General features: G+C 48.8%; 16 protein-coding genes and 1 tRNA gene. 6 read left to right on the top strand and 11 right to left on the bottom strand.

Features of this window, described 5'->3' with window-relative positions; translation table 11 throughout:
- Positions 1–78: 78 nt before the first annotated feature.
- The 4 genes from mutY to HV041_RS00525 all read left to right on the top strand — a co-directional run bounded on the left by mutY (position 79) and on the right by HV041_RS00525 (position 4,067).
- Positions 79–1,131, top strand: a complete 1,053-nt coding sequence (mutY, locus tag HV041_RS00540) for an A/G-specific adenine glycosylase (protein ID WP_121585505.1) — start codon at positions 79–81, stop codon at positions 1,129–1,131.
- A 27-nt stretch (positions 1,132–1,158) separates the two neighbouring features.
- A complete protein-coding gene (locus HV041_RS00535) occupies positions 1,159–1,428 on the top strand; it encodes an oxidative damage protection protein (RefSeq protein ID WP_003027126.1) in 270 nt (89 codons plus the stop codon).
- Positions 1,429–1,514: 86 nt separating this feature from the next.
- A complete protein-coding gene (gene mltC / locus HV041_RS00530; RefSeq protein ID WP_153070212.1) occupies positions 1,515–2,600 on the top strand; it encodes a membrane-bound lytic murein transglycosylase MltC in 1,086 nt (361 codons plus the stop codon).
- Between the two features lie 210 nt (positions 2,601–2,810).
- Complete coding sequence (locus HV041_RS00525) at positions 2,811–4,067, top strand: nucleoside permease (protein WP_003027130.1); 1,257 nt, start codon at positions 2,811–2,813, stop codon at positions 4,065–4,067.
- A 52-nt stretch (positions 4,068–4,119) separates the two neighbouring features.
- On the opposite strand, the gene HV041_RS00520 is transcribed toward HV041_RS00525, so the two are convergent.
- A complete protein-coding gene (locus HV041_RS00520) occupies positions 4,120–6,255 on the bottom strand; it encodes an ornithine decarboxylase (protein ID WP_121585041.1) in 2,136 nt (711 codons plus the stop codon).
- Between the two features lie 469 nt (positions 6,256–6,724).
- Here HV041_RS00520 and HV041_RS00515 point away from each other — a divergent pair, with 469 nt between their 5' ends.
- Together HV041_RS00515 and HV041_RS00510 are read left to right on the top strand one after the other, a co-directional pair.
- The gene (locus tag HV041_RS00515; protein ID WP_048213202.1) at positions 6,725–7,432 is read left to right on the top strand and encodes a DUF554 domain-containing protein; all 708 of its coding nucleotides are present in this window, start codon (positions 6,725–6,727) and stop codon (positions 7,430–7,432) included.
- Between the two features lie 105 nt (positions 7,433–7,537).
- Positions 7,538–7,613: transfer RNA gene (locus HV041_RS00510), tRNA-Phe, on the top strand.
- Positions 7,614–7,808: 195 nt separating this feature from the next.
- On the opposite strand, the gene HV041_RS00505 is transcribed toward HV041_RS00510, so the two are convergent.
- The 10 genes from HV041_RS00505 to HV041_RS00460 form a co-directional block, all read right to left on the bottom strand.
- Positions 7,809–8,840 carry a site-specific integrase gene (locus HV041_RS00505; protein ID WP_016807923.1) on the bottom strand — a complete coding sequence of 344 codons (1,032 nt, stop codon included), beginning with the start codon at positions 8,838–8,840 and terminating at the stop codon, positions 7,809–7,811.
- A gap of 60 nt (positions 8,841–8,900) precedes the next feature.
- Positions 8,901–10,520 carry a TraI domain-containing protein gene (locus HV041_RS00500; protein ID WP_016807924.1) on the bottom strand — a complete coding sequence of 540 codons (1,620 nt, stop codon included), beginning with the start codon at positions 10,518–10,520 and terminating at the stop codon, positions 8,901–8,903.
- Positions 10,521–10,586: 66 nt separating this feature from the next.
- Complete coding sequence (locus HV041_RS00495; protein WP_026055876.1) at positions 10,587–12,095, bottom strand: UvrD-helicase domain-containing protein; 1,509 nt, start codon at positions 12,093–12,095, stop codon at positions 10,587–10,589.
- Between the two features lie 310 nt (positions 12,096–12,405).
- The gene (locus HV041_RS00490; protein ID WP_016807926.1) at positions 12,406–14,262 is read right to left on the bottom strand and encodes a DUF2357 domain-containing protein; all 1,857 of its coding nucleotides are present in this window, start codon (positions 14,260–14,262) and stop codon (positions 12,406–12,408) included.
- An 11-nt stretch (positions 14,263–14,273) separates the two neighbouring features.
- Complete coding sequence (locus HV041_RS00485; RefSeq protein ID WP_016807927.1) at positions 14,274–16,832, bottom strand: AAA family ATPase; 2,559 nt, start codon at positions 16,830–16,832, stop codon at positions 14,274–14,276.
- 338 nt (positions 16,833–17,170) lie between these two features.
- A complete protein-coding gene (locus HV041_RS00480) occupies positions 17,171–18,103 on the bottom strand; it encodes a DUF1281 domain-containing protein (protein WP_016807928.1) in 933 nt (310 codons plus the stop codon).
- Between the two features lie 105 nt (positions 18,104–18,208).
- The gene (locus tag HV041_RS00475; protein ID WP_016807929.1) at positions 18,209–19,195 is read right to left on the bottom strand and encodes an ArdC-like ssDNA-binding domain-containing protein; all 987 of its coding nucleotides are present in this window, start codon (positions 19,193–19,195) and stop codon (positions 18,209–18,211) included.
- A gap of 81 nt (positions 19,196–19,276) precedes the next feature.
- On the bottom strand, positions 19,277–19,624 hold the full coding sequence (locus HV041_RS00470) for a hypothetical protein (RefSeq protein WP_016807930.1): 348 nt from the start codon (positions 19,622–19,624) through the stop codon (positions 19,277–19,279).
- A gap of 67 nt (positions 19,625–19,691) precedes the next feature.
- On the bottom strand, positions 19,692–20,294 hold the full coding sequence (locus HV041_RS00465) for a DUF3085 domain-containing protein (RefSeq protein WP_016807931.1): 603 nt from the start codon (positions 20,292–20,294) through the stop codon (positions 19,692–19,694).
- 75 nt (positions 20,295–20,369) lie between these two features.
- Positions 20,370–21,017 carry a hypothetical protein gene (locus HV041_RS00460; protein WP_016807932.1) on the bottom strand — a complete coding sequence of 216 codons (648 nt, stop codon included), beginning with the start codon at positions 21,015–21,017 and terminating at the stop codon, positions 20,370–20,372.
- Positions 21,018–21,034: the final 17 nt, after the last annotated feature.

Below are 21,034 nucleotides of genomic sequence, written 5' to 3'. Positions count from 1 at the left end.
GAGCAGCGGAAAGTTCCGGTTTACACCCCGTTGCCGCTGTGCTGCAATCTTGCCCCCGGCAATAATGAAACGGTAATCATGCAAGCGTCTCAATTCTCGGCTCAGGTGTTGAGCTGGTACGACAAATACGGGCGGAAAACGCTGCCCTGGCAAATTGACAAGACGCCTTACAAAGTATGGCTCTCTGAGGTAATGCTGCAACAAACTCAGGTTGCGACCGTTATCCCTTATTTTGAGCGCTTTATGGCGCGCTTCCCAACGGTAACGGATTTAGCCCATGCGCCGCTGGATGAAGTTTTGCATTTGTGGACCGGGCTGGGCTATTACGCCCGGGCGCGTAATCTGCATAAAGCGGCGCAGCAGGTTGTCACGCTGCATAGCGGTATATTTCCGCAAACCTTTGATGAGGTCGCCGCCCTACCTGGCGTCGGTCGCTCAACCGCAGGCGCGATCCTTTCTCTTTCTCTGGGTCAGCATTTTCCGATTCTCGACGGTAACGTCAAACGTGTGCTGGCTCGCTGTTATGCTGTAAGCGGCTGGCCGGGTAAAAAAGAGGTCGAAAAGAAGCTGTGGGAGCTGAGCGAGCAGGTTACGCCGGCCCAGGGTGTTGAGCGTTTTAATCAGGCGATGATGGATTTAGGCGCCATGGTTTGTACGCGCTCAAAACCTAAATGTTCGCTGTGTCCGTTGGAAAATGGCTGTGTGGCCAGCGCCAATGCAAGCTGGGCGTTATACCCGGGTAAAAAACCGAAACAGACGCTGCCGGAACGAACTGGCTATTTTTTACTGATGCAGCATGATGACGAAGTGCTGCTCGCACAGCGACCGCCCAGCGGCTTATGGGGGGGTTTATACTGTTTTCCGCAGTTTGACGATGAAAACGGACTGCGCAACTGGCTGGCGCAACGGCAAATTAACGCAGATAATCTGACCCAACTTAATGCGTTTCGCCATACCTTTAGCCATTTCCACTTAGACATTGTGCCTATGTGGCTTCCTGTGTCTTCATTTGGCTCATGCATGGATGAAGGCAACGCGCTCTGGTATAACTTAGCGCAACCGCCGTCGGTCGGACTGGCGGCTCCCGTGGAGCGTTTGTTACAGCAATTACGTGCCGGCACACACGTTTAACGTACCGGTCGATAGAGAGGATTTTTTATGAGCAGAACGATTTTTTGCACTTTCCTGCAACGCGAAGCCGAAGGCCAGGACTTTCAGCTGTACCCGGGCGATCTGGGGAAACGCATCTATAACGAGATTTCTAAAGAAGCATGGGCGCAATGGCAGCACAAGCAAACCATGCTGATTAACGAGAAGAAGCTCAATATGATGAACGTTGAGCATCGTAAGTTACTGGAACAGGAGATGATTAACTTCCTGTTTGAAGGCAAAGATGTGCATATTGAAGGCTATACACCAGAGTCTTAAGAACCGTTGCCGGATGGCGCTGCGCTTATCCGGCCTACGATTTAATCTGGTCCTTGCAAATAACAAACACAACACGCACTCCCGGAATGATGAAAAAATTTCTCGCGCTTGCCGTTATTGCGCCGTTGCTCATCTCCTGTTCCAGTTCGACCAAAAAAGGCGATTCTTATAACGAAGCCTGGGTCAAGGATACCAACGGTTTTGATATTCTGATGGGGCAATTTGCCCATAACATTGAGAATCTGTGGGGATTTAAGGAAGTGCTGATTGCGGGTCCGAAGGACTACGTAAAGTATACCGATCAGTATCAAACCCGCAGCCATATCAACTTTGATGACGGTACGATAACCGTCGAGACCATTGCCGGGACAGATCCCGCCGGGCACCTGCGTCGGGCGATTATCAAGACATTGCTGATGGGCGATGATCCGGGTTCTATCGACCTCTATTCCGATGTCGACGACATCAAGATTTCCAAAGAGCCGTTCCTGTACGGGCAGGTGGTCGATAATACCGGCCAGCCCATTCGTTGGGAGGGGCGTGCCACCAATTTCGCTGACTATCTGCTGAAAACACGCCTGAAAAGCCGCAGCAATGGTATTCGCATCATCTATAGCGTGACGATCAACCTGGTACCGAACCACCTTGATAAGCGCGCGCATAAATACGTCGGCATGGTGCGTCAGGCTTCGCGTAAGTATGGCGTCGATGAGGCGCTGATTCTGGCCATTATGCAAACCGAATCCTCATTTAACCCATATGCGGTCAGCCATGCCGATGCGCTGGGACTGATGCAGGTGGTACAGCACAGCGCCGGGAAAGATGTGTTTCGCTCGCAAGGGCGCTCCGGCACACCGAGCCGTAGCTTCCTGTTTGACCCGGCCAGCAACATTGATACCGGTACCGCCTATCTGGCTATGCTCAACAATGTCTATTTAGGCGGCATTGATAATCCAACCTCCCGTCGCTACGCGGTGATCACGGCATATAACGGCGGTGCGGGCAGCGTGCTGCGCGTTTTCTCGAACGATAAAATTCAGGCCGCGAATATTATCAACAGCATGACCCCGGGGGACGTTTATCAAACGCTGACCACCCGACATCCGTCTGCTGAATCACGCCGATACCTTTACAAGGTCAATTCCGCCCAAAAATCATATCGACGCCGCTAATATATCCCTCTTCTGCCCCGGTAAACGGGGCCCGGAAGAGGGTAAAGTGTTAACCCCATCACTCTTTTGCTTTGCAATCAGAAATTGTTTGCAAATATTTGTCACAGGTAACAAAAAAAGAGTGTCTCTCGTTGATAGAATCACATCATCAAGCCCCGGCAAATGTGCCTTTTAAAACATTCATCCGCATCACGGTGTGAGGAAATTAACATGAATCTTAAGCTGCAGCTGAAAGTGCTCTCGTTTCTGCAGTTCTGCTTATGGGGTAGTTGGCTCACTACCCTCGGCTCCTATATGTTTGTCACCCTAAAATTCGATGGTGCATCCATTGGCGCAGTGTATAGCTCGCTGGGGATCGCCGCCGTGTTTATGCCTACGCTGTTAGGGATCGTGGCCGACAAATGGATCAGTGCGAAATGGGTGTACGCCATTTGTCACCTGGTCGGCGCAGCAACGCTGTTCGCCGCAGCCGAAGTCACCACCCCAGGCGCCATGTTCTTTGTAATCTTGCTTAACTCTCTGGCCTATATGCCAACGCTGGGGTTAATCAACACCATCTCTTACTATCGCCTGCAGTCAGCCGGGATGGATATCGTTACAGACTTCCCGCCAATCCGTATCTGGGGCACCATTGGCTTTATTATGGCGATGTGGGGCGTGAGCTTCTCCGGCTTCGAGCTGAGTCATATGCAGCTGTATATCGGTGCGACGCTGTCCGTTGTTTTGGCGCTGTTCACGCTGACGTTGCCGCATATTCCGGTGGCTAACCAGCAGAAAAACCAGAGCTGGTCGTCCATGCTGGGCCTGGATGCTTTCGCGCTGTTTAAAAACAAGCGTATGGCGATTTTCTTTATCTTCTCAATGATGCTGGGCGCTGAGCTGCAGATTACCAATATGTTCGGTAATACCTTCCTGCACAGCTTCGATAACAACCCGCTGTTCTCCGGTAGCTTCATCGTTGAACACGCCTCGGTGATGATGTCGATCTCGCAGATTTCCGAGACGCTGTTTATCCTGACCATCCCGTTCTTCTTGAGCCGTTACGGTATTAAGAACGTGATGCTTATCAGTATTGTGGCGTGGATGTTGCGCTTCGGCCTGTTTGCCTACGGCGATCCGACACCGTTCGGTACCGTGCTGCTGGTTCTGTCGATGATTGTTTACGGTTGCGCCTTCGACTTCTTCAACATCTCTGGCTCGGTGTTCGTAGAGAAAGAGGTTCGCCCTGAAATCCGCGCCAGCGCACAGGGTATGTTCCTGATGATGACCAACGGCTTCGGCTGTATTCTTGGCGGTCTGGTGAGCGGTAAAGTGGTTGAACACTATACGCTGAACGGTATTACCGACTGGCAGACCGTGTGGCTGATCTTCGCAGGTTACTCGCTGGTTCTGGCTTTTGCCTTCGTGGCGCTGTTTAAATACAAACACGTACGCGTTCCGGCAGGTACCCAAACTATCGCGCACTAACGTTTACGCAGAGATAAGCGGGTTGCCAAAAGGTAACCCGCTTTTTTTGCGCTTACTTCACAACATATCCATACAGACGCTTAATACCGTCGGCATCCGTTTCACTGTAAACACCTTGCAGCTCCGGTGAGAAGCCCGGCAGCAGGTTAACGCCCTCTTCCAGCGCCAGGAAATAACGTTGGACCGCCCCGCCCCAGATTTCGCCCGGTACCACGCACAGAACGCCTGGAGGATAAGGCAGCGCACCTTCTGCCGCAACGCGACCTGCGGCATCACAAATACGCACCAGTTCGACATCACCACGGATAAAGGCGCTGTTCGCATCCTGCGGGTTCATCGCCACGGTAGGCAAACTCTCCTGTCGGAACATCGCTTTTTGCAGATCCTTGACATCAAAGCTGACGTATAAATCGTGCATCTCCTGACACAGTTCACGCAGCGTGTAATCCCGATAGCGTACCGGATACTTGTTGAAGATGGTGGGCAGCACATCTGCCAGCGGCGTATCGTCCTCAATATGCTGCTCAAACTGCGCCAGCATCGCCACCAGTTGCGCCAGTTTCTCGGTGCTTTCTGCCGGGGTCAGCAGGAACAGAATCGAGTTAAGGTCGCATTTCTCCGGAACAATGCCGTTTTCACGCAGGTAATGCGCCAGAATCGTCGCCGGAATACCAAACTCAGTATATTGCCCGGTTTGCGCATCAATGCCCGGAGTAGTTAACAACAGCTTGCAGGGATCAACGAAGTACTGGTCGCGCGCGTAGCCGGAAAAACCATGCCATTTAGCACCCGGTTCAAAGCTAAAGAAGCGGCGCTCGCTGGCAATCACCGGCGTCGGATAGCTTTCCCACGGTTTGCCATCGACTACCGGGGGAATAAACGGCTGAATCAGCTTACAGCGGGTAAGTATCGCTTTACGGGCCTCGATCCCCAGCGCCACACACTCCGCCCATAGCCGACGACCGTTCTCGCCTTCATGGATTTTGGCGTTCACGTCCAGCGCCGCAAACAGCGGGTAAAACGGACTGGTGGAAGCATGCAGCATAAACGCATTGTTCAGACGCTTGTGCGGGCAGAATCGCGCCTGACCACGAATATGGTTATCCTTTTTGTGGATCTGCGAGGTTTGCGAGAATCCGGCCTGCTGTTTGTGTACCGACTGGGTGACAAAGATCCCCGGATCGTCAGCATTGAGCTCCAGTAGCAGCGGTGACCCATCGGCCATCATCGGAATAAATTGCTCGTAGCCAACCCAGGCAGAATCAAACAGGATGTAATCGCACAGGCTACCGATCTTGTCGATCACCTGCCGGGCGTTGTAGATCGTACCGTCATAGGTACCAAGCTGAATGATTGCCAGACGGAACGGGCGCGGCTGGTCAGCCTTGTGCGGCGCAACTTTACGCAGTTGCTGGCGCAGATACGCCTCATCAAAGCAGTGCTCATCAATGCCGCCAATAAAGCCAAACGGATTACGCGCTGCTTCCAGATAAACCGGCGTCGCGCCTGCCTGGATCAGCGCGCCGTGGTGGTTGGACTTATGGTTGTTGCGATCAAACAACACCAGATCGCCGCGCGTCAGCAGCGCATTGGTCACCACTTTATTCGCCGCAGAAGTCCCGTTCAGCACAAAGTAGGTTTTATCCGCGTGGAAAACTTTCGCGGCAAATTTCTGCGCATGTTTCGCTGATCCCTCATGAATCAGCAGATCTCCCAGCTTAACGTCAGCGTTGCACATATCCGCGCGAAACAGGTTCTCGCCAAAGAACTCGTAGAAATGTCGACCCGCCGGATGCTTCTTAAAAAACTCACCATGCTGGTGCCCCGGACAAGCAAAGGTACTGTTCCCCATTTCAACATACTGGGTCAGCGTGTCATAGAACGGCGGCAGCAACTCTTCCTCATACCGACGGGCGGCAGACTCCAGCTCCAGCCAGTCCTGCGCATTGCCGCAGATAACCGCTTCAACGTCTGCCAGGACATCCACGTTGGTCTCTGAAAATATAAACACCGGTATGTGAAACCCGGTGCGTTTCAGCAAAGCCAGGATCCCGCTGCGGCTGTCCGCAACGGTAATGACGACTGCCGCGACGTCAGTAAAATCGGTACTGTCCAGCGTCACCACCTTGCGATGAGTAGACAGACGGGAAACCAGTTCACCACTGGCGGCAATATTCATTGATTTCATAAGTGCAAAAACCCGTATCGGGAGAATCAAAAGTCCCGGGCAAAGCCGCATTGCTATGCCCCACGAAATGACAGGTCAAACTGGTCACCAGCCCCGACCGCCAGACATCAGTAAAAGCAGATAGCCTCTGATTTTACTGTTATCCTGCAGTGAGCGTGCGCTGCCCTCACCGCATGGTGGGAGAGTATAGATAAGTCGCAGGAAGGGGCAAACGTCGCGCAAAAAGGCGATATTGAAGGCGATGTAGGGGGAGTAATGTCATCCCAGGCAGCCCCATTCAGACAGGAGAAAATTCGCGCAATCATGGCACCTTTCACCTACAGGCGCAAGATAAAATCCTGTGCTTAAACCTCACAGATAAACAAACATTTCGTCTGAAAATAGCGGCATAATAATGCAATCTGAAACATAATTTCACCCAGACAATTGCCTTTAACATCAATACGATAATAGGTATGCAGGAGCTAACGTGGTAATCGGACCCTTTATTAATGCCAGCGCCATTTTACTCGGTGGCGTTCTTGGCGCGCTGCTCAGCCAGCACTTACCCGAACGTATTCGGATCTCAATGACCTCAATATTCGGGTTGTGCTCGTTGGGGATTGGTATCCTGCTGGTTATCAAATGCGCTAACTTGCCGGTGATGGTGCTGGCAACGCTGCTCGGCGCGCTGATCGGCGAGTTCTGTCATCTGGAAAAAGGCATTAATACCGCTGTCGCCAAAGCGCAGCAGCTTTTCACCAAATCGGATGTCAATGCAACACACGAATCTTTCATCCAAAGCTACGTGGCTATCATCGTGCTGTTTTGCGCCAGCGGGACCGGGATCTTCGGTGCGATCCATGAAGGGATGACCGGCGATCCTAATATTTTAATCGCCAAGTCATTTTTGGATTTCTTCACGGCCATCATCTTTGCCTGCTCATTAGGAATCGCGGTATCGGCAATTTGTGTGCCTATGCTGGCAATTCAGTTGACGCTCGCCACCTGCGCGGCTCTGATTTTACCGCTGACAACCCCAGCCATGATGGCCGATTTCAGCGCGGTAGGCGGACTGCTGTTGCTGGCGACGGGTCTACGTATTTGCGGAATCAAAATGTTTGCGGTGGTGAATATGCTTCCCGCCCTGCTGCTGGCAATGCCGCTTTCCGCAGCATGGACGGCATTTTTTGCCTGAGAATGCGTGCAATACCAGCAATGTGGTGATAGATTGTGCAGTCTGCATTGATTTGAAGAAATTTCGTTGACGAAACGAAGTGAATCGGGTTTAATGCGCCTCGTTGCCCGGATAGCTCAGTCGGTAGAGCAGGGGATTGAAAATCCCCGTGTCCTTGGTTCGATTCCGAGTCCGGGCACCACTAATTTTGCATCAAAGCACGCTGGTTAAGAGATGAGAACCTTAACGGGCGGTTAATACAGGGGCCGGTCATTACGGAATGTCCTCCGGTGTAGGCGTATCTGCACTGGTTAACGTTTCTGAATCAGTCCCTCAAGTCAGGGAGCCTGTGTCCGCAGGCTCCCTGTTCTCGATCACTGGCAATAATCCCAGTCAATCAGTTTTGTGTCAATAGTTGTAATTCCCTTTCTACACAGAGATCTGTGTGCAGCGACAATTCTTCTTCCAGTGTTTTTCCCACAATGTCCATATTGAGTTCCACATATTCCATTGTTGTGCTTACGCTACGATGACCCAGTAAATCTTTAACCAACTGAAGATTCCTTTCCGGTGCTTTCATCAGTTCTGTAGCCAGGGTATGTCTGAAACGGTGCGGCGAAACGGCAAAACCACATTCCTTTGACAGACGGCGAAAAAAGGAGCGGATCTTTTGATGCATCACTGTCACATCATTCCTATCAAATTTTGCCTTTTTCCCGGCAATGTAAAAACTGACATCGAAGAGGTTATCTTTTGGCCCGGCTCCAGCCTCCGTTGCCCGTGTAAGAAGAAGCTGTAGCCGCAAACGCAGCTGCTTAACAACGGGAACGCGCCATTCCCTGTGCGTTTTACTCCCCTCAAGGCGCAGATCTATATAACCTTCTGTCAGATTGACGTCCCTGAGCTGAATATGCAGCAGTTGATTTTGCCTCATTCCCGTATATCTGAGCGTATCCAGGACGGTTATCCAGAACCAGGCCGGGTAAAGCGCACTCCGACCGCCACGTGCGAAAATTTTCCGGTTGGATTCAATTTCAGCCTGCTGCATTATCAGATAAAGGCGGGTTAGCTGAGAGCGGTTTAAAGTCCGCTTTTTCTTTCTGTCCCGCTGTACAGTGCAATTGTTAAAAGGGTTTTTGCCCGCAGGCAATAAACCACTTTCCATAGCATAGTTATAGAGGGCCCTGAGATGTGCAATTTTATTGTTCCAGGTCTGCGCCGATTGTTGCTTTTCTCTGAGTACATGTCGCCGCCATCTGAGTACTTCATGATGTGTAACCATTGATGGGGTTATGTCTGCCCCCGTAAATTTCAGGAATCCCTTTACAACCTTTGCGTAGCTCCATTCTGTTGCAGCTCGCAGGTTTCGGGCGAAGAAGTACTCCTCAAGCAATTCTTCCCATGTCGTATAATGGTTTTTGTCAGACATACAGCATTTCCTTTTTCTAAATCAAGCTGCCCTTAAGGGCCCTCATGGACTGCCCCTCCTTCACAGGAAAGACAGAAGCCCGCTGTCTTCAGGGGAAGACGCCCCTCTGAAAAGGTGTGTAGTCTTGACAAGATATCCACTTACAGGTTTAAACGTGCCTTCTTTGCCAGGCGAGTGGTACAGTTTTGCTTTAATAAAACGCTCTCCCCTGCGCACCCTGTGAATATGCAGCTTCTCAAATTCAATTTGTATGGAATCCCTGCTTAGCTCTGCTCCGCTTTCTCTGATGTAAAGATAAAATATGTCCGGAACCCTGAGAAAGATGAACCCTGCAACTGCATGCGCCCTCGAATCAGGCTGATTAATATCAATTCGCTTGCTCTTAAGTCCTTCAGAAAGCCACCTGACAAATTCAGTGCCAGTCTGTTTTTTTATCACTGTTTTTTGTGCGTCAATGTTAATGCTGTGTAAAGGGATGTTATCCTCTACAGCGCGTTCAGGGAAAGAGTCTTCTGCTACTGTCTGATTTATCTCAGGCTTATCAGCTTCGGGACTTAGTTCATTAAGGGGGGAAAATTCTGGCACACTTTCTGCTCTCGTACTGATTGAAGGCTCTTCATCACATGCTTCAGTCCCGGTCATATCAGGCTCTGCAATTGCACTGAACAGACTTAGCAGCATCTCTGTATCAGCCTTCTCTGTTTCGTTTGGATCACATTCCGTAATCTCGCCTGCCTTTTCATTGCTGACGAGATTGCTGTCATCAGCCATCGGCACCGGTGCAATAGAAGATGCGAGTTGAATACCCTGCAAATCTGGAACTTCTGGCGATGCAGTTTTAAGTTTTGCTTCTACTGACGGTTCTGATTCAATCTCTTGATCAGACGGCGTTTGCGTAACTGAAAGGGCCGGCTCTATGAGGGTGTTAACTTTCTCATTTGCCCCGGATACCTCCAGCGAAGGCGATTCCACCTTTTCAGCAGCTTGCTTCATTAAGCTTCTAATAAGTGGCATCGCCGGATGCTGGTTCCATAAGGCCCCGGTAAGATTGCCCAGAGCTTCGGGATTTTCTGCCAGCCATCCTGTCGCCTCTGCTGGCACAAGTTGTCCTGCTGCCAGCGCTGCAAAAGCTGAGGAGTTGTCAGCTTCCCGGAAGCGAAATCGATAAGGTGAGTCCGGAACGGTTATTCCCGGAAGCCAGCTTTTACCATCAAGCAGCTCACCCTCCAGAGACGCCAGGAGCGGCAAATGCCAGAACAGTGCAGACCAGAAAATGACTGCATTCCACATCACGTTTTGCTCTGCCTGCTCTTCTGGCGCAGCTCCGGGTGGAAACATGTATCCTTTGGCCAGTCTGACCGCACAGGTTGTGAACTGCAGCGTAAGGTCCCCGAAGCCGTCTGACTGCGACCACCTTCCCTGCTGTGTTGCCGGCACATTCTGTACCCTGGCCAGTAAGCCATGCAGTGGCGTTATATAAAACCGGTGATAAACATCCGCCGGAAGTGAGCTGTTTTCCCATATTTGTTGCAGGCAGGTTTTTCTCAACGGACTACAGCACAGCGTATCGACCGTACGCGGAGTGTGGTAGCCGGCAGGTGTGACAGCGGATACATGATGTGCTGGTTCCGGTTCACCTTTTGAAAACAGAAACCTAAGGGTCCTGATTCTGTCGCGCATGATTTTCTCCTGGTATAGGGCTGCCCAGTGTTGTGACACTCCCCGCGCTTCACCATAAAAAACCAGTTACTCACTCTCAGAAGTTTTTCCCGTTTCTTCGTGCCTGTCGGCGCTCTCTCCATTTCCGGACGGTACGTTTTCGTGCGTCGTCTCGCGGTTTTTCCCGCCTTCATCGCTCAGCCAGCGCATCAGTTCGTTAAGCACAAGCGTTCTTCTGGCCCGGGTGACAGCCACGTACAGCAGGTTAGTCTCATCCTGCCGCTCATCCTGCGAAAGAAGCGGGTCGGTAATGTCAGTAAAATCCTCACTCAGCATTACCACCGGCCATTCCAGCCCTTTGCTGCGGTGTGCGGTTGAAACCGTGACCTGAGCGTCTTTCTCATGGGTTACCACCTGACGGCGCATGATGGCCAGCTTTTGCGGTAGTGGGAAAAAGTCATCGAGAAGACGAATGGCCTGGTTCATCTCCACGTCCTGTGTGGCTTTTGCTATTGAGCAGTATTCATCAAAATCCCGGTAGTCCCGGCTGAGGCGCGGGGACTGCATCTTTTCAGGCATATCGGCGGAGAACCAGTACAGGTTTTCCAGCTCCTCTGTTTTGTAGCCTTCAATCCCCCCGACCCAGAAGACATTTTTCTCCATAAGGCTCGCCGTCAGGGCACTGCCGATCACGCCGGATACCGTCCGGCTCAGTACAGCAATATGCTCAGCCCCTGCCGGAAGGCTGCTGACGACAGCATCCTGCCCCCCGTTACCTGTCACGCGCTTTTCCTCTCCGGCACGTTCAAGCAGGATGTTGGCCATCCGCGCGACCTCAGGGCCAAACCGAAAACTCGCTGTCAGCCACAACCGGTCTGCCTGCACCAGCTGCGGGGCTCTCAGTGCATTATCTGCCCCCCGAAACCGGTATATCTGCTGGTAACGGTCGCCGACCAGAATGACCCGGCAGGGCTGATTCAGTACAAATGCACTGGTCACCGGATTGGCGTCCTGTGCCTCGTCGAAGAGGATGGTGTCCCAGCGTTTTGACAGGTCAGGATGAGAGAGCTGGAACAGTTTAAGGTAGGTGTCGTGCGTGACGGGAAAGACTGAATCAGTACGGCTCATTTCATACCAGAGGATTTGTATTGCCCCCAGAATTTTACCGGCATCGAGACCGTGGCGATCATCCTCAGACGGCAGATGTATCAGCCCCGGCTCGGGGTCAGCACTGCAGAGGAACATGTTCAGCCCGCTGAGCGCCAGCCGCGCCAGCGCCCAGTGGCGGGTATTGAGCTTTCTGGCCACATCCGTAATGCGCAGACTGGCTGTCAGCCGGTCACGGAAATGTTTGCCGAAACGGGCCCATGCAAGCTGATGCGACGTTTTACACTCTACGTTATAGGGGAATTTGCGTTCAGCCTCATCCCGCACAGCGCGATTATAGGCGAGGTAAAGCATTTTACTTTCCGGGTTGGCTTCAGCGTAACTCACTAAAGTGGAGGTTTTACCTGTACCGGCAAAGGCATTCACCACGAGATGATTGCCCTTCCACTCGATGATGGCGTTTTGTTCGGCTGTTGTTTTCCAGGTCACTGTGTTCTCCCGCAGCAGCAGATGTAAAAAAACAGCCTGACAGCGGGAAGCGTGCACTTCGAGAAAAAACCAGATCCCTTTTTTCAAAGATAAAAAACGCCCCCGAGCGGGAGCGTAAAAATGATGATCTTATTTTTTTATACTACGTATACATGACAAGTTAGCAACATCCACAAACTTGCGCTGACGTTAACAATAATCGCTATCAATTATCTTAATTGGTCTTTCATTCACTCTCTCCGCTATTCACGCACTATTTTTATCTATAGAATTCTTCAGGAGATATTTAATTTAAAACTTTACAATCCCCCTAAGCACTTAAAACGTTCATTAAGTAGCGACCTTGACCTTCTGTGTTAACACGTTGCTCCATAAGAGTTACCATCTTTAAAAGAGAATGTTGGAAACAATTATTACTTATATACTCTTCCCCAGGAGAAATGGTAGCGCATAATAAAAATGGCATAGCTGGCCTATCCGAATAAATATCAAATGATGAATTATGGAAATCTCTAATGAGTAGTTTCTCATCAGGATTTAAAATAATCAAACCAATGATGGAACTATTTGCATCTGAAATAGAATGAAGTCCATGAAGATATTTAAGCGTTAACTCAGGTAAATAATGTAAAAAGGCTTTATCAGTAGAAGTATACTTCGCATCAAGAATGAGATACTTGTCAATACCATTCCCATTGCTAATATGTATTACAAAGTCGGGAGATCGATTAGAAAATCTCCCTGAGGAAGAACGATGAGTCACCATACCATTGTAAGTTGTCCATCCTTCACTGTTAACCAAACCTCTTAGGTCTGCCATGGGATGGGTGGCCATCCAATATTTTGGCTCATATAGTAATTTTAGAGTAGCCCCTTTTCTAAGATTAAAAACAAATGATATTGATTCATTAACTGGTTCGGGCGCGGATTTAGAGCCTATATGCTGTCCTAATATCTCTCTTATATAGAAAAGAGAATAGTATTCAAACAATTTTGGAATGCTTTGTATGGATAATAACTCTTCTTGAACACTCCAATCAGGTTTCCCAAATCGGTACCAGTCAACGATCTTTTTGAAAACAGAAAGGTATAAAGGATCCTTTTTGGCTTTCATTGTAAACGTGGGCACTCCGATTATATTTTTTTTTGCAGGCATCACCTCTGCCATTATCCTTTTAAGAGAATGTAAATCTGATAATATTGATTTGCATTTTAAAATTTTTCGCCCATTAATACTCTTCTGAAATTTTTGTATTTGAGAGAAAAAACTAACATACCCTAAAGGGCTTCCATTTATTCTATTTGGATACTTATCAGGGTTTTTGAAGCCTGAAAGAAGAGAAGAAGTGGTTTGAATTAAAGTCATAACAAAACCATGCAAAACTTGATTTTCATAAACGTCAGAATCTTCTACTGCCTGGTGCTCAATAAGCTTTCTCGCCCCATAAAGCTCATCGTTAAACTCCAAAATTGCACTTTCATATGAATCTGTTTCAAATAGCTCATCAGTGTTGCTACATAGCCATGACAGCGTCAAATCATCAATATTTGTGTTGTCACTCGGATAAACATATTTCTCCCGACTTGTTAATTTAGAAATAGGTCTTTGTATTATTTTTCTTATCAGGGTTGTCGTTATTTCGACAATGCTTTCAATTTGTTCTAGTAAAATTTCAGCAGGAGTATCCCCATTTTTGAAACCTGCTTTCCGCCGAGTTACTCTGAAAAAAGCACAAAGAGCATTACTATCGATTTTTGCTATATAGTTCAGCATCTTATCAACTCGCTCTGCATTTAACTTTTTTGCCAGAACTTCTATCGATTGAAAACTAAAAAGTTCAGTCCTTTCACCGTATTGAGCTTCAAGTACTAATTCGGCTATTCCATAGTAATTATGGAAAAAACATTCATATGAAAAACGCCCTAGCCTTTTGGGAAGCCATCTGTAAGTCCAAAGCTCGCCTACACGTTCGATTAAAGTAGGTTCCACTTCATTTTCGTATAATAACAAAGAAATCTTTTCGTAATAGTTTTCACTCGTAAAGGCTATTTCTATAGCTTCATCTTCAAGAATGAATAATGATGAGTTGATTTTTTCATCGATTAACTTCAGTTCAAAAGCATCTCCCTGACGCTTCCCCCCTAAAATTGAAACCTTAATTTTCATAATCAACAATCCTAAAAATAAGAGTAAGATTCGCTATAAATATCACCATTATTTATTATATTTCTAAGTGTTGCTTTAGAAATATGAAGATCAAACTCCACAAGCTTTTGCTCAAGATTGTGCAATCTTTCTTTGAAACCTGCACCGTACCCCTCAATCAATGGCAAAACGTGCTGATTTATTGCAAAATCTAGAGGCTGAACTTGTAACCCTTCGATTTCATTAGCAATATAGCAATACCTCTTCATTGCATTATATTTTCTTTGACTGACTCTAACAGAAGTAGTTCTGGTAAGAGGAGCTTTTAATATTTCTATTATTTCATCAAGTAAGTTCTCCTCTTCCGTCGTAAAAGAAGACTCATATAAGCTCACATCAAAACAACTTTCCAACCATTCGTTTTTCACAGCGCCTTCAAATGCTAAAGATCTTATAACGTTCGATTTAAATTCTGCGTTGTGATTTAAACCTATTACGGGTACCCGGTCGATTAACCTTGGCGATAAACGTTCAGTTGACGCATCATTGTTAATAGTTGCTATAAAACGCACACCATCAGCCACGGTAATATATCTTTCGTCTTCAGATGGAATGCCAGAATCAATTTTTCTATTTCTTCCTTCGGGATCACACATACCTAGAAAGTCTGACCAATAGTGTTCGACGCTAGACAGGTTGGCCTCATCAAGTAGAATTATTTTCAAATAATCTGGATTATGATCACTCTTCAAAAACTCATAAAGACCTGTACGGGCTGGCTGGTAAACGTCTTTTAAGGAATTATAAAATCCTAAGATGTCTCGGCTTGATACCCAAGCTCTTCCGACTGGAATATTAATAAAGTTACTAGTATTGTATGTATTCTCACCATTAGTCAAGCCCATATTTTGAGCTAATCTAATAGCCGTGGAGGTTTTTCCTGTTCCCGGAGGGCCTGATAAAATTGTCATGAATGATTGATTCAAGCATATAATTAAATTCGCCATTTCATCAAATGAAAAATTCCTTCCATTATCGTTGCTAAATGAATCAACTAAGTAATTAATGTATTCTTTTCTGTTTTCTTTATTCAGTTCGATAGTTGATGGATTTATCTTTGTTTTATATATTTTCGGCGTGCTTTCTCTTGCCCTGCCACCATTCAAGAGAGTTTTGAGGTTTTGTATTGTTTGTATCTCTACAGTTTTTTCCAGAAGCTGTGGAGAGTTCAAAGTTGCTTTTTTAAGTTTAAGTGCTTTCTCAGCTGATTCTTTGTCTTTTTCAATATCCTCTTTAAGCCTTTTCAGATAATTTATTTCTTCATTCAGAGAATTATAATCATTTACCCTAGACTCCATTGAGTAGAATTGTTCAAGCTTAATGCTTGCATTTTTAATGTTTTCTTCTAACTCAGCATTTTTTTCCGTCAAAGCCTGCTGTTTTTGAAGGAGAAGGTCATGAGCATCTTCAGCAGACTGTTTTTTTATTCTCTCAAGTTCTTCTCTAGCCCTGACCTTTTCATATTCAACATTTTTTAATTCAGAATCTAATTCTGCTTTTTTATTTGTTATTAGCCTTTCTAAATCACTTATCTCTTTATTTAATTTACTCTTCTGTACTCGAGTAACTTCCTCTAGTTCTTTAGACTTTTGCTTAACCAGCAGGTCTTTATTTTTGCTGAAATAATCATCTAAATAAAGCCTGCCATCCCTACTTTCTGCTAAAAACTCTTGAACAATCTCTTGGCCGAATGGACTTGAATCTAAAAATTCTCCAAGTAGCTCCTTAAGTCTTTTAAGACGCTCGCTATTCTCTAATACTTTATTCTTCTTAACATACTCATCAATCCCTTGCGACAACTTTTGCGCTTCACTTTTTCCTAAAGGAGATTTATTTTTCGAAAATCCATTTCCAAATCCATTTTTGGTGAAGTAAGAAACAAGCCTTGTATCTGAAATGTAATCTTTTTGCTCAAACAATAAACTGGAGAGGTCTTTCAAATTTTTAATATATTTTCTAACTTCACCTTTAATAATTAACTCATAAGAAAAATCATTAGCTATAATTTCCTTTAAATCAAACCTTGCTATATGGTCTTGTTTAAGCTGTAAGGGTGACGGTGTAGATAAAGGAGATAATTGCCAATTGTTATCTTGTTTGGAGGCTTTAAACGGTCCATATACATAGCCCTCATTCTCAATAAAGAATTGAGCGCTAGGGGCGTCAATATCATGACCAAGGAAACCTGTTTTTATATCGGGGAGAGCAGATTTTATAATTGGAATAAAGTAGCTTTTATCGAGCCTTTCTACTTTACTTCCAAGTCCAAAATGCTTTTGATGTCTTGTATTAATTTTCCAGTCATCATCATTGCTTTCGTAATATTCATTAAGAATAAATAATTCATCATATCCAAACTGCTGGCTTATATTCAAAAATCCTTTGGAAATAAATATTCCTCCATTAGGAAAATCGCTAGGATCAATTTTTTCATAATTTCCATTTTCATCAAGATAAGCAACAGGAATCACAAGCCCCATATCAGGGTTAACTGTATGATTTTCTTCCTTTATAACCAATAACCTGTTCATAGAACCTCATTCGAAACCATAAGAAACGTTAATATTAATATGCTACTATTAACATGTTGAAATCATTATTAAGAATTAGCTTAATTATGAGCATTCCTTATAGAACGACTTGAAACATTTAGCAATGGATGGTAGTTGAAAACTTCTTGTTTTTGGTAAGTGGCAGGTATTGATTTGAACTCCTTAGCTCGCCAAAAAGAATTATCATTAAATTCAAATGGTTAATTATTCCGTTTGAAGCCACAATAAAAAGGAATGCATATCCTGGTCAACTGGCCGTCGGCTGAGAAAAAAATGCCACGGCAGAGCCGTGGCTGAGTCAACGGAGGAACAGGCTTTTACCCCCGGACCTCACGATATGATGCAGGTTCCTGAGCCGGTGAAGCGGGCTCATCGCTGACGAGATAAAGCACCTGTCCGGGTTGAGGCGCGCCGGACGCGCCTTTGTGTCCGTCAACATGCTCACCGCCGTCATAGCAGTCGTAACCGCTGAGCCCGCTCACGGGCTCGCTGTAGCTGTGACGCACCTCGCAGTCAAACACCGCTGAGATTTCCCCGACAACCTCACCTGACGGCGGGAGCCAGGGCATATCCATCTGCAGCGTAAGACTGTTAGGCGTATGGCGCTGCCAGTTGACGTTGTGCCCGGCCGGCCACTCCATGCCGTACTGCCGGCAGTAGAGGCTGGTTGTGGTCGACACACCGGACATCAGCCCCCCGGAGCCGTTCAGCTCTGCTGCCAGCCGCGTAGGTATGACGGCCAGCATATCGCAGGGCTGGGAGCGTTCAGGATACTGGCTGAGCCGCTCCCAGGCAGTTGCAGCATGAGACTCATCGCCGGCGCTGACCAGACCAAACCAGTCGGTATACTGTCTGGCAATCAGCTCCGCCATAACCTCACGTGCCGGGTCGGGAATATTCTCCCATTTCAGCGCGCCCAGACCTGACTGGTGATAAAGCCGGTCCACGGCTCTGATGGTTTCCGCATCGAGGATGGCATCCTTCAGCAGGAGCGCCAGCCAGCTTTCAAACGCCTGATTGGCCGCAGTGGAAAGCCCGGTGCCTGCACGGACCAGCCCCTGACAGGGCGGATACGACGTGGTCCGCACCGGCTTGAGTATCCCCGCCGCGCCAGCCAGAAACAGCTGTATGCTCTGCTGCACTGCGTGGCGGTGACGCGGTACGTCAGTGCCGTTTATCCACTGCAGCATGACATCGATGCAGACTGATTTACCGGTGATTTCCAGGCGGTTATGACACCATTCGGACATAGTGAATACTCCTCTTTCATAAAAAAAAGAGGACACAGCCCCGTGAGGAGCGGTGTCCTCACGGGACGGCGACAGTTACGGAATAACCGTCACCGGATAAGTTAATTACGCCGCCACAGCCTGACTTTCAGGCAGTGCCAGCAGATATTCCGACGCTTCCCGGGCATGCCGGCAGGCGCGGAACAGGGCCTTTTTGTCAGATTTCAGCACCTTCAGCCAGTGGTCCACATAGCTGTCGTGCTGAACCTCACCGAACACGCCGAGCTGAGCACACAAAAACGCGCTGCCCATTTCGGCGATGAGCTCCTCAAAGGCATACACCGGGTCCCCGAACTGCCGGGATGAGGAGGTTATCCCCTCCCGGTTAAGTCGCTTCGCATGACCGGTACTGTGTACAAGCTCATGCAACAGCGTGGACCAGCAGTCCGCTTCCGTAAAAAACTGCTCAGCCATCGGCATCACAATTTCATCCGTCAGCGGGCGGTAATATGCCCGGTTCTGAGGCAGCATCCGGTTTTTAACCCCAGTGGCGTTAAACATCCGGATCACCCTGTTCATCACGTCCGGACAGAGTATGCCGTCCTCATCCACCGTCGGTGGTTGCTCAGGTGAAGCCGCAACCTCTGCCGGCAACCCCTCACACTGCTCAGCGTTGAACAGCTGCAGGGGTTTGAGCATCGGCACGGTTTCCATCAGCGGTTTACCGTCACTGTCATAAAGGCGGTTACCTTCGCGATCCTCTGCCTGCTTCGTCCAGTCCTTATAAACCACCGCCAGGGTGGCTTTCTCACCCTTACGCACCTGCCCGCCAGCCTGCTGCGCCTGCCGGTAAGTCATCCAGCGGTTATTGCGAAAACCCTGCTCTTCCGCTGACATCCAGAGAAGCAGGACATTCACGCCGCTGTAGTGACGTCCGGTTGTGGCATTCAGGGGCAGACCGGCCAGACCGCTGCCGGCAGCCGCGCGCCACGGCTTACGCCAGGGCGCTACGCCGTTTTCCAGCGCGACAACAATGCGGTCGGTGATCTGGCGATAAAGGTCAGTCGGTTTTGCCGGACGGCGAGCCGCCTTGCGTGAAGTCGTTTTTTTCATGAGATATACCTTTAATCAGAGGCATACCCCTGCGCCGGCGAGCGCAGAGATACGCCCGTCGACGGGAAATTCAGAGGTCAGTTACCATGCGGCATAAAACCACAGGTATTCATGTTCAAAGTCAAAATCACTGAGCAGGCTTTCCAGCCTGTCACGCAGGGTGAAAACGTACTGCAGCCGGCGCTGAAGAAGCGGATTATCCTCATTCCCCTCTGTAAATGTCGCAATCGCACAGTCCAGCCTCTCTTTCAGTTGCTGAATATGCTCGCGTGACAGTTCCAGACAGGTCGCGTTTTCCACCTCACCGACGTGCTTATCCAGCCAGGTAATCAGTGAAAAATCGCGGCTCAGTTCACACACCGGATGATACGGTGCCGGTACTGCGACGATCTGCCGGTGCTGGCTGTAGAGAAAAATATCCAGTCCCATACGGGCCTCCTTCGGTTCAGAAAGAGGCAGGAATCTTTCCGGCAGGAAAAGTCCCTGCCGGGGTGAATTAACGTCCGGTTATTCGCAGCGCCCCCTGCGGGGTCACCTGCGATAACCTGGCCTGCAGCCTGCCACAGGCGTTCAGAAAAGTTTGATGATCTTCAGGCTTCGCCCGCTTACAGCTGATGAAGGCCGCCTGCGTCAGCAGACGCACGGCGTTTTCACGCCAGCGGCAGAGTTCATCAGGCCCGACACAGGCACTGAAGTGACAGACTGCACTCGCCAAAAGCTGATCGGCCTTCTGGCGATACTGCGCCACTTTCACCCGGTCAGTCGCAGCGGTGAGCACCTGTATCTGTGTGTCGGTAATCAGGAGCCTCAGGTCCGTCCTGCCGGACAGTACAGAGGTGGCTACCGCGTCGCTTATCGACAGTGATTCAATGAAATCATCGCCGCCGGCAAGCAGGCGTGCCGTGTCGTACCAGTCCTCATTTTTCTGAGGGTGACACCCTGCGGCATACGCAATACGCGGCACCGGATCGTTGCCCTGCCAGGCACCGGTGGCCGGCATAAGATAAACACCCTCATCCTTTGCCAGGTGAAGCTGGCCTCCCTGCATACGGGCGGTTAGCAGGACGTTAGTCAGGTCTTTATTGTCGAAAAAAAGCATGGGGCTCTCCTGTAAAAACGGGAGAGCCGCTCCGTCCGGAGTCATCTCTCCCGACGGGGTTAAAGTCAGTACTGTTTAAAACGAGTCAGATTTTTCCGCGACCCGCTTCAGTTCGTACAGATGGAATTCCGCCAGCACGAAGGCATTCCAGTCCTCATTGCTCAGCACCCGCTCACCACCGGAGAGCAGCTGCAGCAGCAGGGAATCAAACGCGCCCTCGCCTACCGGTGTTTTCAGTACCGACTGAGGCGCGGTCAGCGTCGGCTGCTCAGGCAGACCGAGATGTTGTTCAATCCAGCGTAACGGTAACGCCCAGCTGCGACCCTCGTCTGAAGAATGTATCCGGAAGCTGTCCGGACACAGGTTATGCAGCAGGACCATCACAATACGTGCAAAGAAATCGCAGGGCTGATGCTGAAAATCCAGCTCCTGGATACTCAGCGTATTGCGGTTGCGCTCCCGCTCTATAGTCATGTTGACCGGCCAGACACTGCCGCCTGTGTCGCCACGAAACGCCATGACATCAGCAACCGGAAACAGGTCAGCCGCGCGATTAAGCGACGGCAGATACGTATTCCCCGGACGCAGACGCACCGGCAGTTGCCAGAAAGTTTCTGTGACGGCCAGAACGAAAGCATGCCAGTGTCGCAACGGAACCGTGCTGACATGCTCGATGGTGTAGACAACCGACATGGAAGCCGGCGAAGAAAACTGGTTTTTCATCGATAAATCCTCCGCGA

Source organism: Citrobacter sp. RHBSTW-00029, assembly GCF_014104295.1.
GTDB lineage: Bacteria > Pseudomonadota > Gammaproteobacteria > Enterobacterales > Enterobacteriaceae > Citrobacter > Citrobacter youngae.
Note: the sequence above shows the minus strand (reverse complement) of the source record. Positions and strands in the feature narration are given on the sequence as shown.

Excerpts from the sequence above, each read along its gene's own strand:
- mutY (WP_121585505.1), top strand. The coding sequence starts at position 79 with ATGCAAGCGTCTCAATTCTCGGCTCAGGTGTTGAGCTGGTACGACAAA.
- HV041_RS00535 (WP_003027126.1), top strand. The coding sequence starts at position 1,159 with ATGAGCAGAACGATTTTTTGCACTTTCCTGCAACGCGAAGCCGAAGGC.
- mltC (WP_153070212.1), top strand. The coding sequence starts at position 1,515 with ATGATGAAAAAATTTCTCGCGCTTGCCGTTATTGCGCCGTTGCTCATC.
- HV041_RS00525 (WP_003027130.1), top strand. The coding sequence starts at position 2,811 with ATGAATCTTAAGCTGCAGCTGAAAGTGCTCTCGTTTCTGCAGTTCTGC.
- HV041_RS00520 (WP_121585041.1), bottom strand. The coding sequence starts at position 6,255 with ATGAAATCAATGAATATTGCCGCCAGTGGTGAACTGGTTTCCCGTCTG.
- HV041_RS00505 (WP_016807923.1), bottom strand. The coding sequence starts at position 8,840 with ATGTCTGACAAAAACCATTATACGACATGGGAAGAATTGCTTGAGGAG.
- HV041_RS00500 (WP_016807924.1), bottom strand. The coding sequence starts at position 10,520 with ATGCGCGACAGAATCAGGACCCTTAGGTTTCTGTTTTCAAAAGGTGAA.
- HV041_RS00490 (WP_016807926.1), bottom strand. The coding sequence starts at position 14,262 with ATGAAAATTAAGGTTTCAATTTTAGGGGGGAAGCGTCAGGGAGATGCT.
- HV041_RS00485 (WP_016807927.1), bottom strand. The coding sequence starts at position 16,832 with ATGAACAGGTTATTGGTTATAAAGGAAGAAAATCATACAGTTAACCCT.
- HV041_RS00480 (WP_016807928.1), bottom strand. The coding sequence starts at position 18,103 with ATGTCCGAATGGTGTCATAACCGCCTGGAAATCACCGGTAAATCAGTC.
- HV041_RS00475 (WP_016807929.1), bottom strand. The coding sequence starts at position 19,195 with ATGAAAAAAACGACTTCACGCAAGGCGGCTCGCCGTCCGGCAAAACCG.
- HV041_RS00470 (WP_016807930.1), bottom strand. The coding sequence starts at position 19,624 with ATGGGACTGGATATTTTTCTCTACAGCCAGCACCGGCAGATCGTCGCA.
- HV041_RS00465 (WP_016807931.1), bottom strand. The coding sequence starts at position 20,294 with ATGCTTTTTTTCGACAATAAAGACCTGACTAACGTCCTGCTAACCGCC.
- HV041_RS00460 (WP_016807932.1), bottom strand. The coding sequence starts at position 21,017 with ATGAAAAACCAGTTTTCTTCGCCGGCTTCCATGTCGGTTGTCTACACC.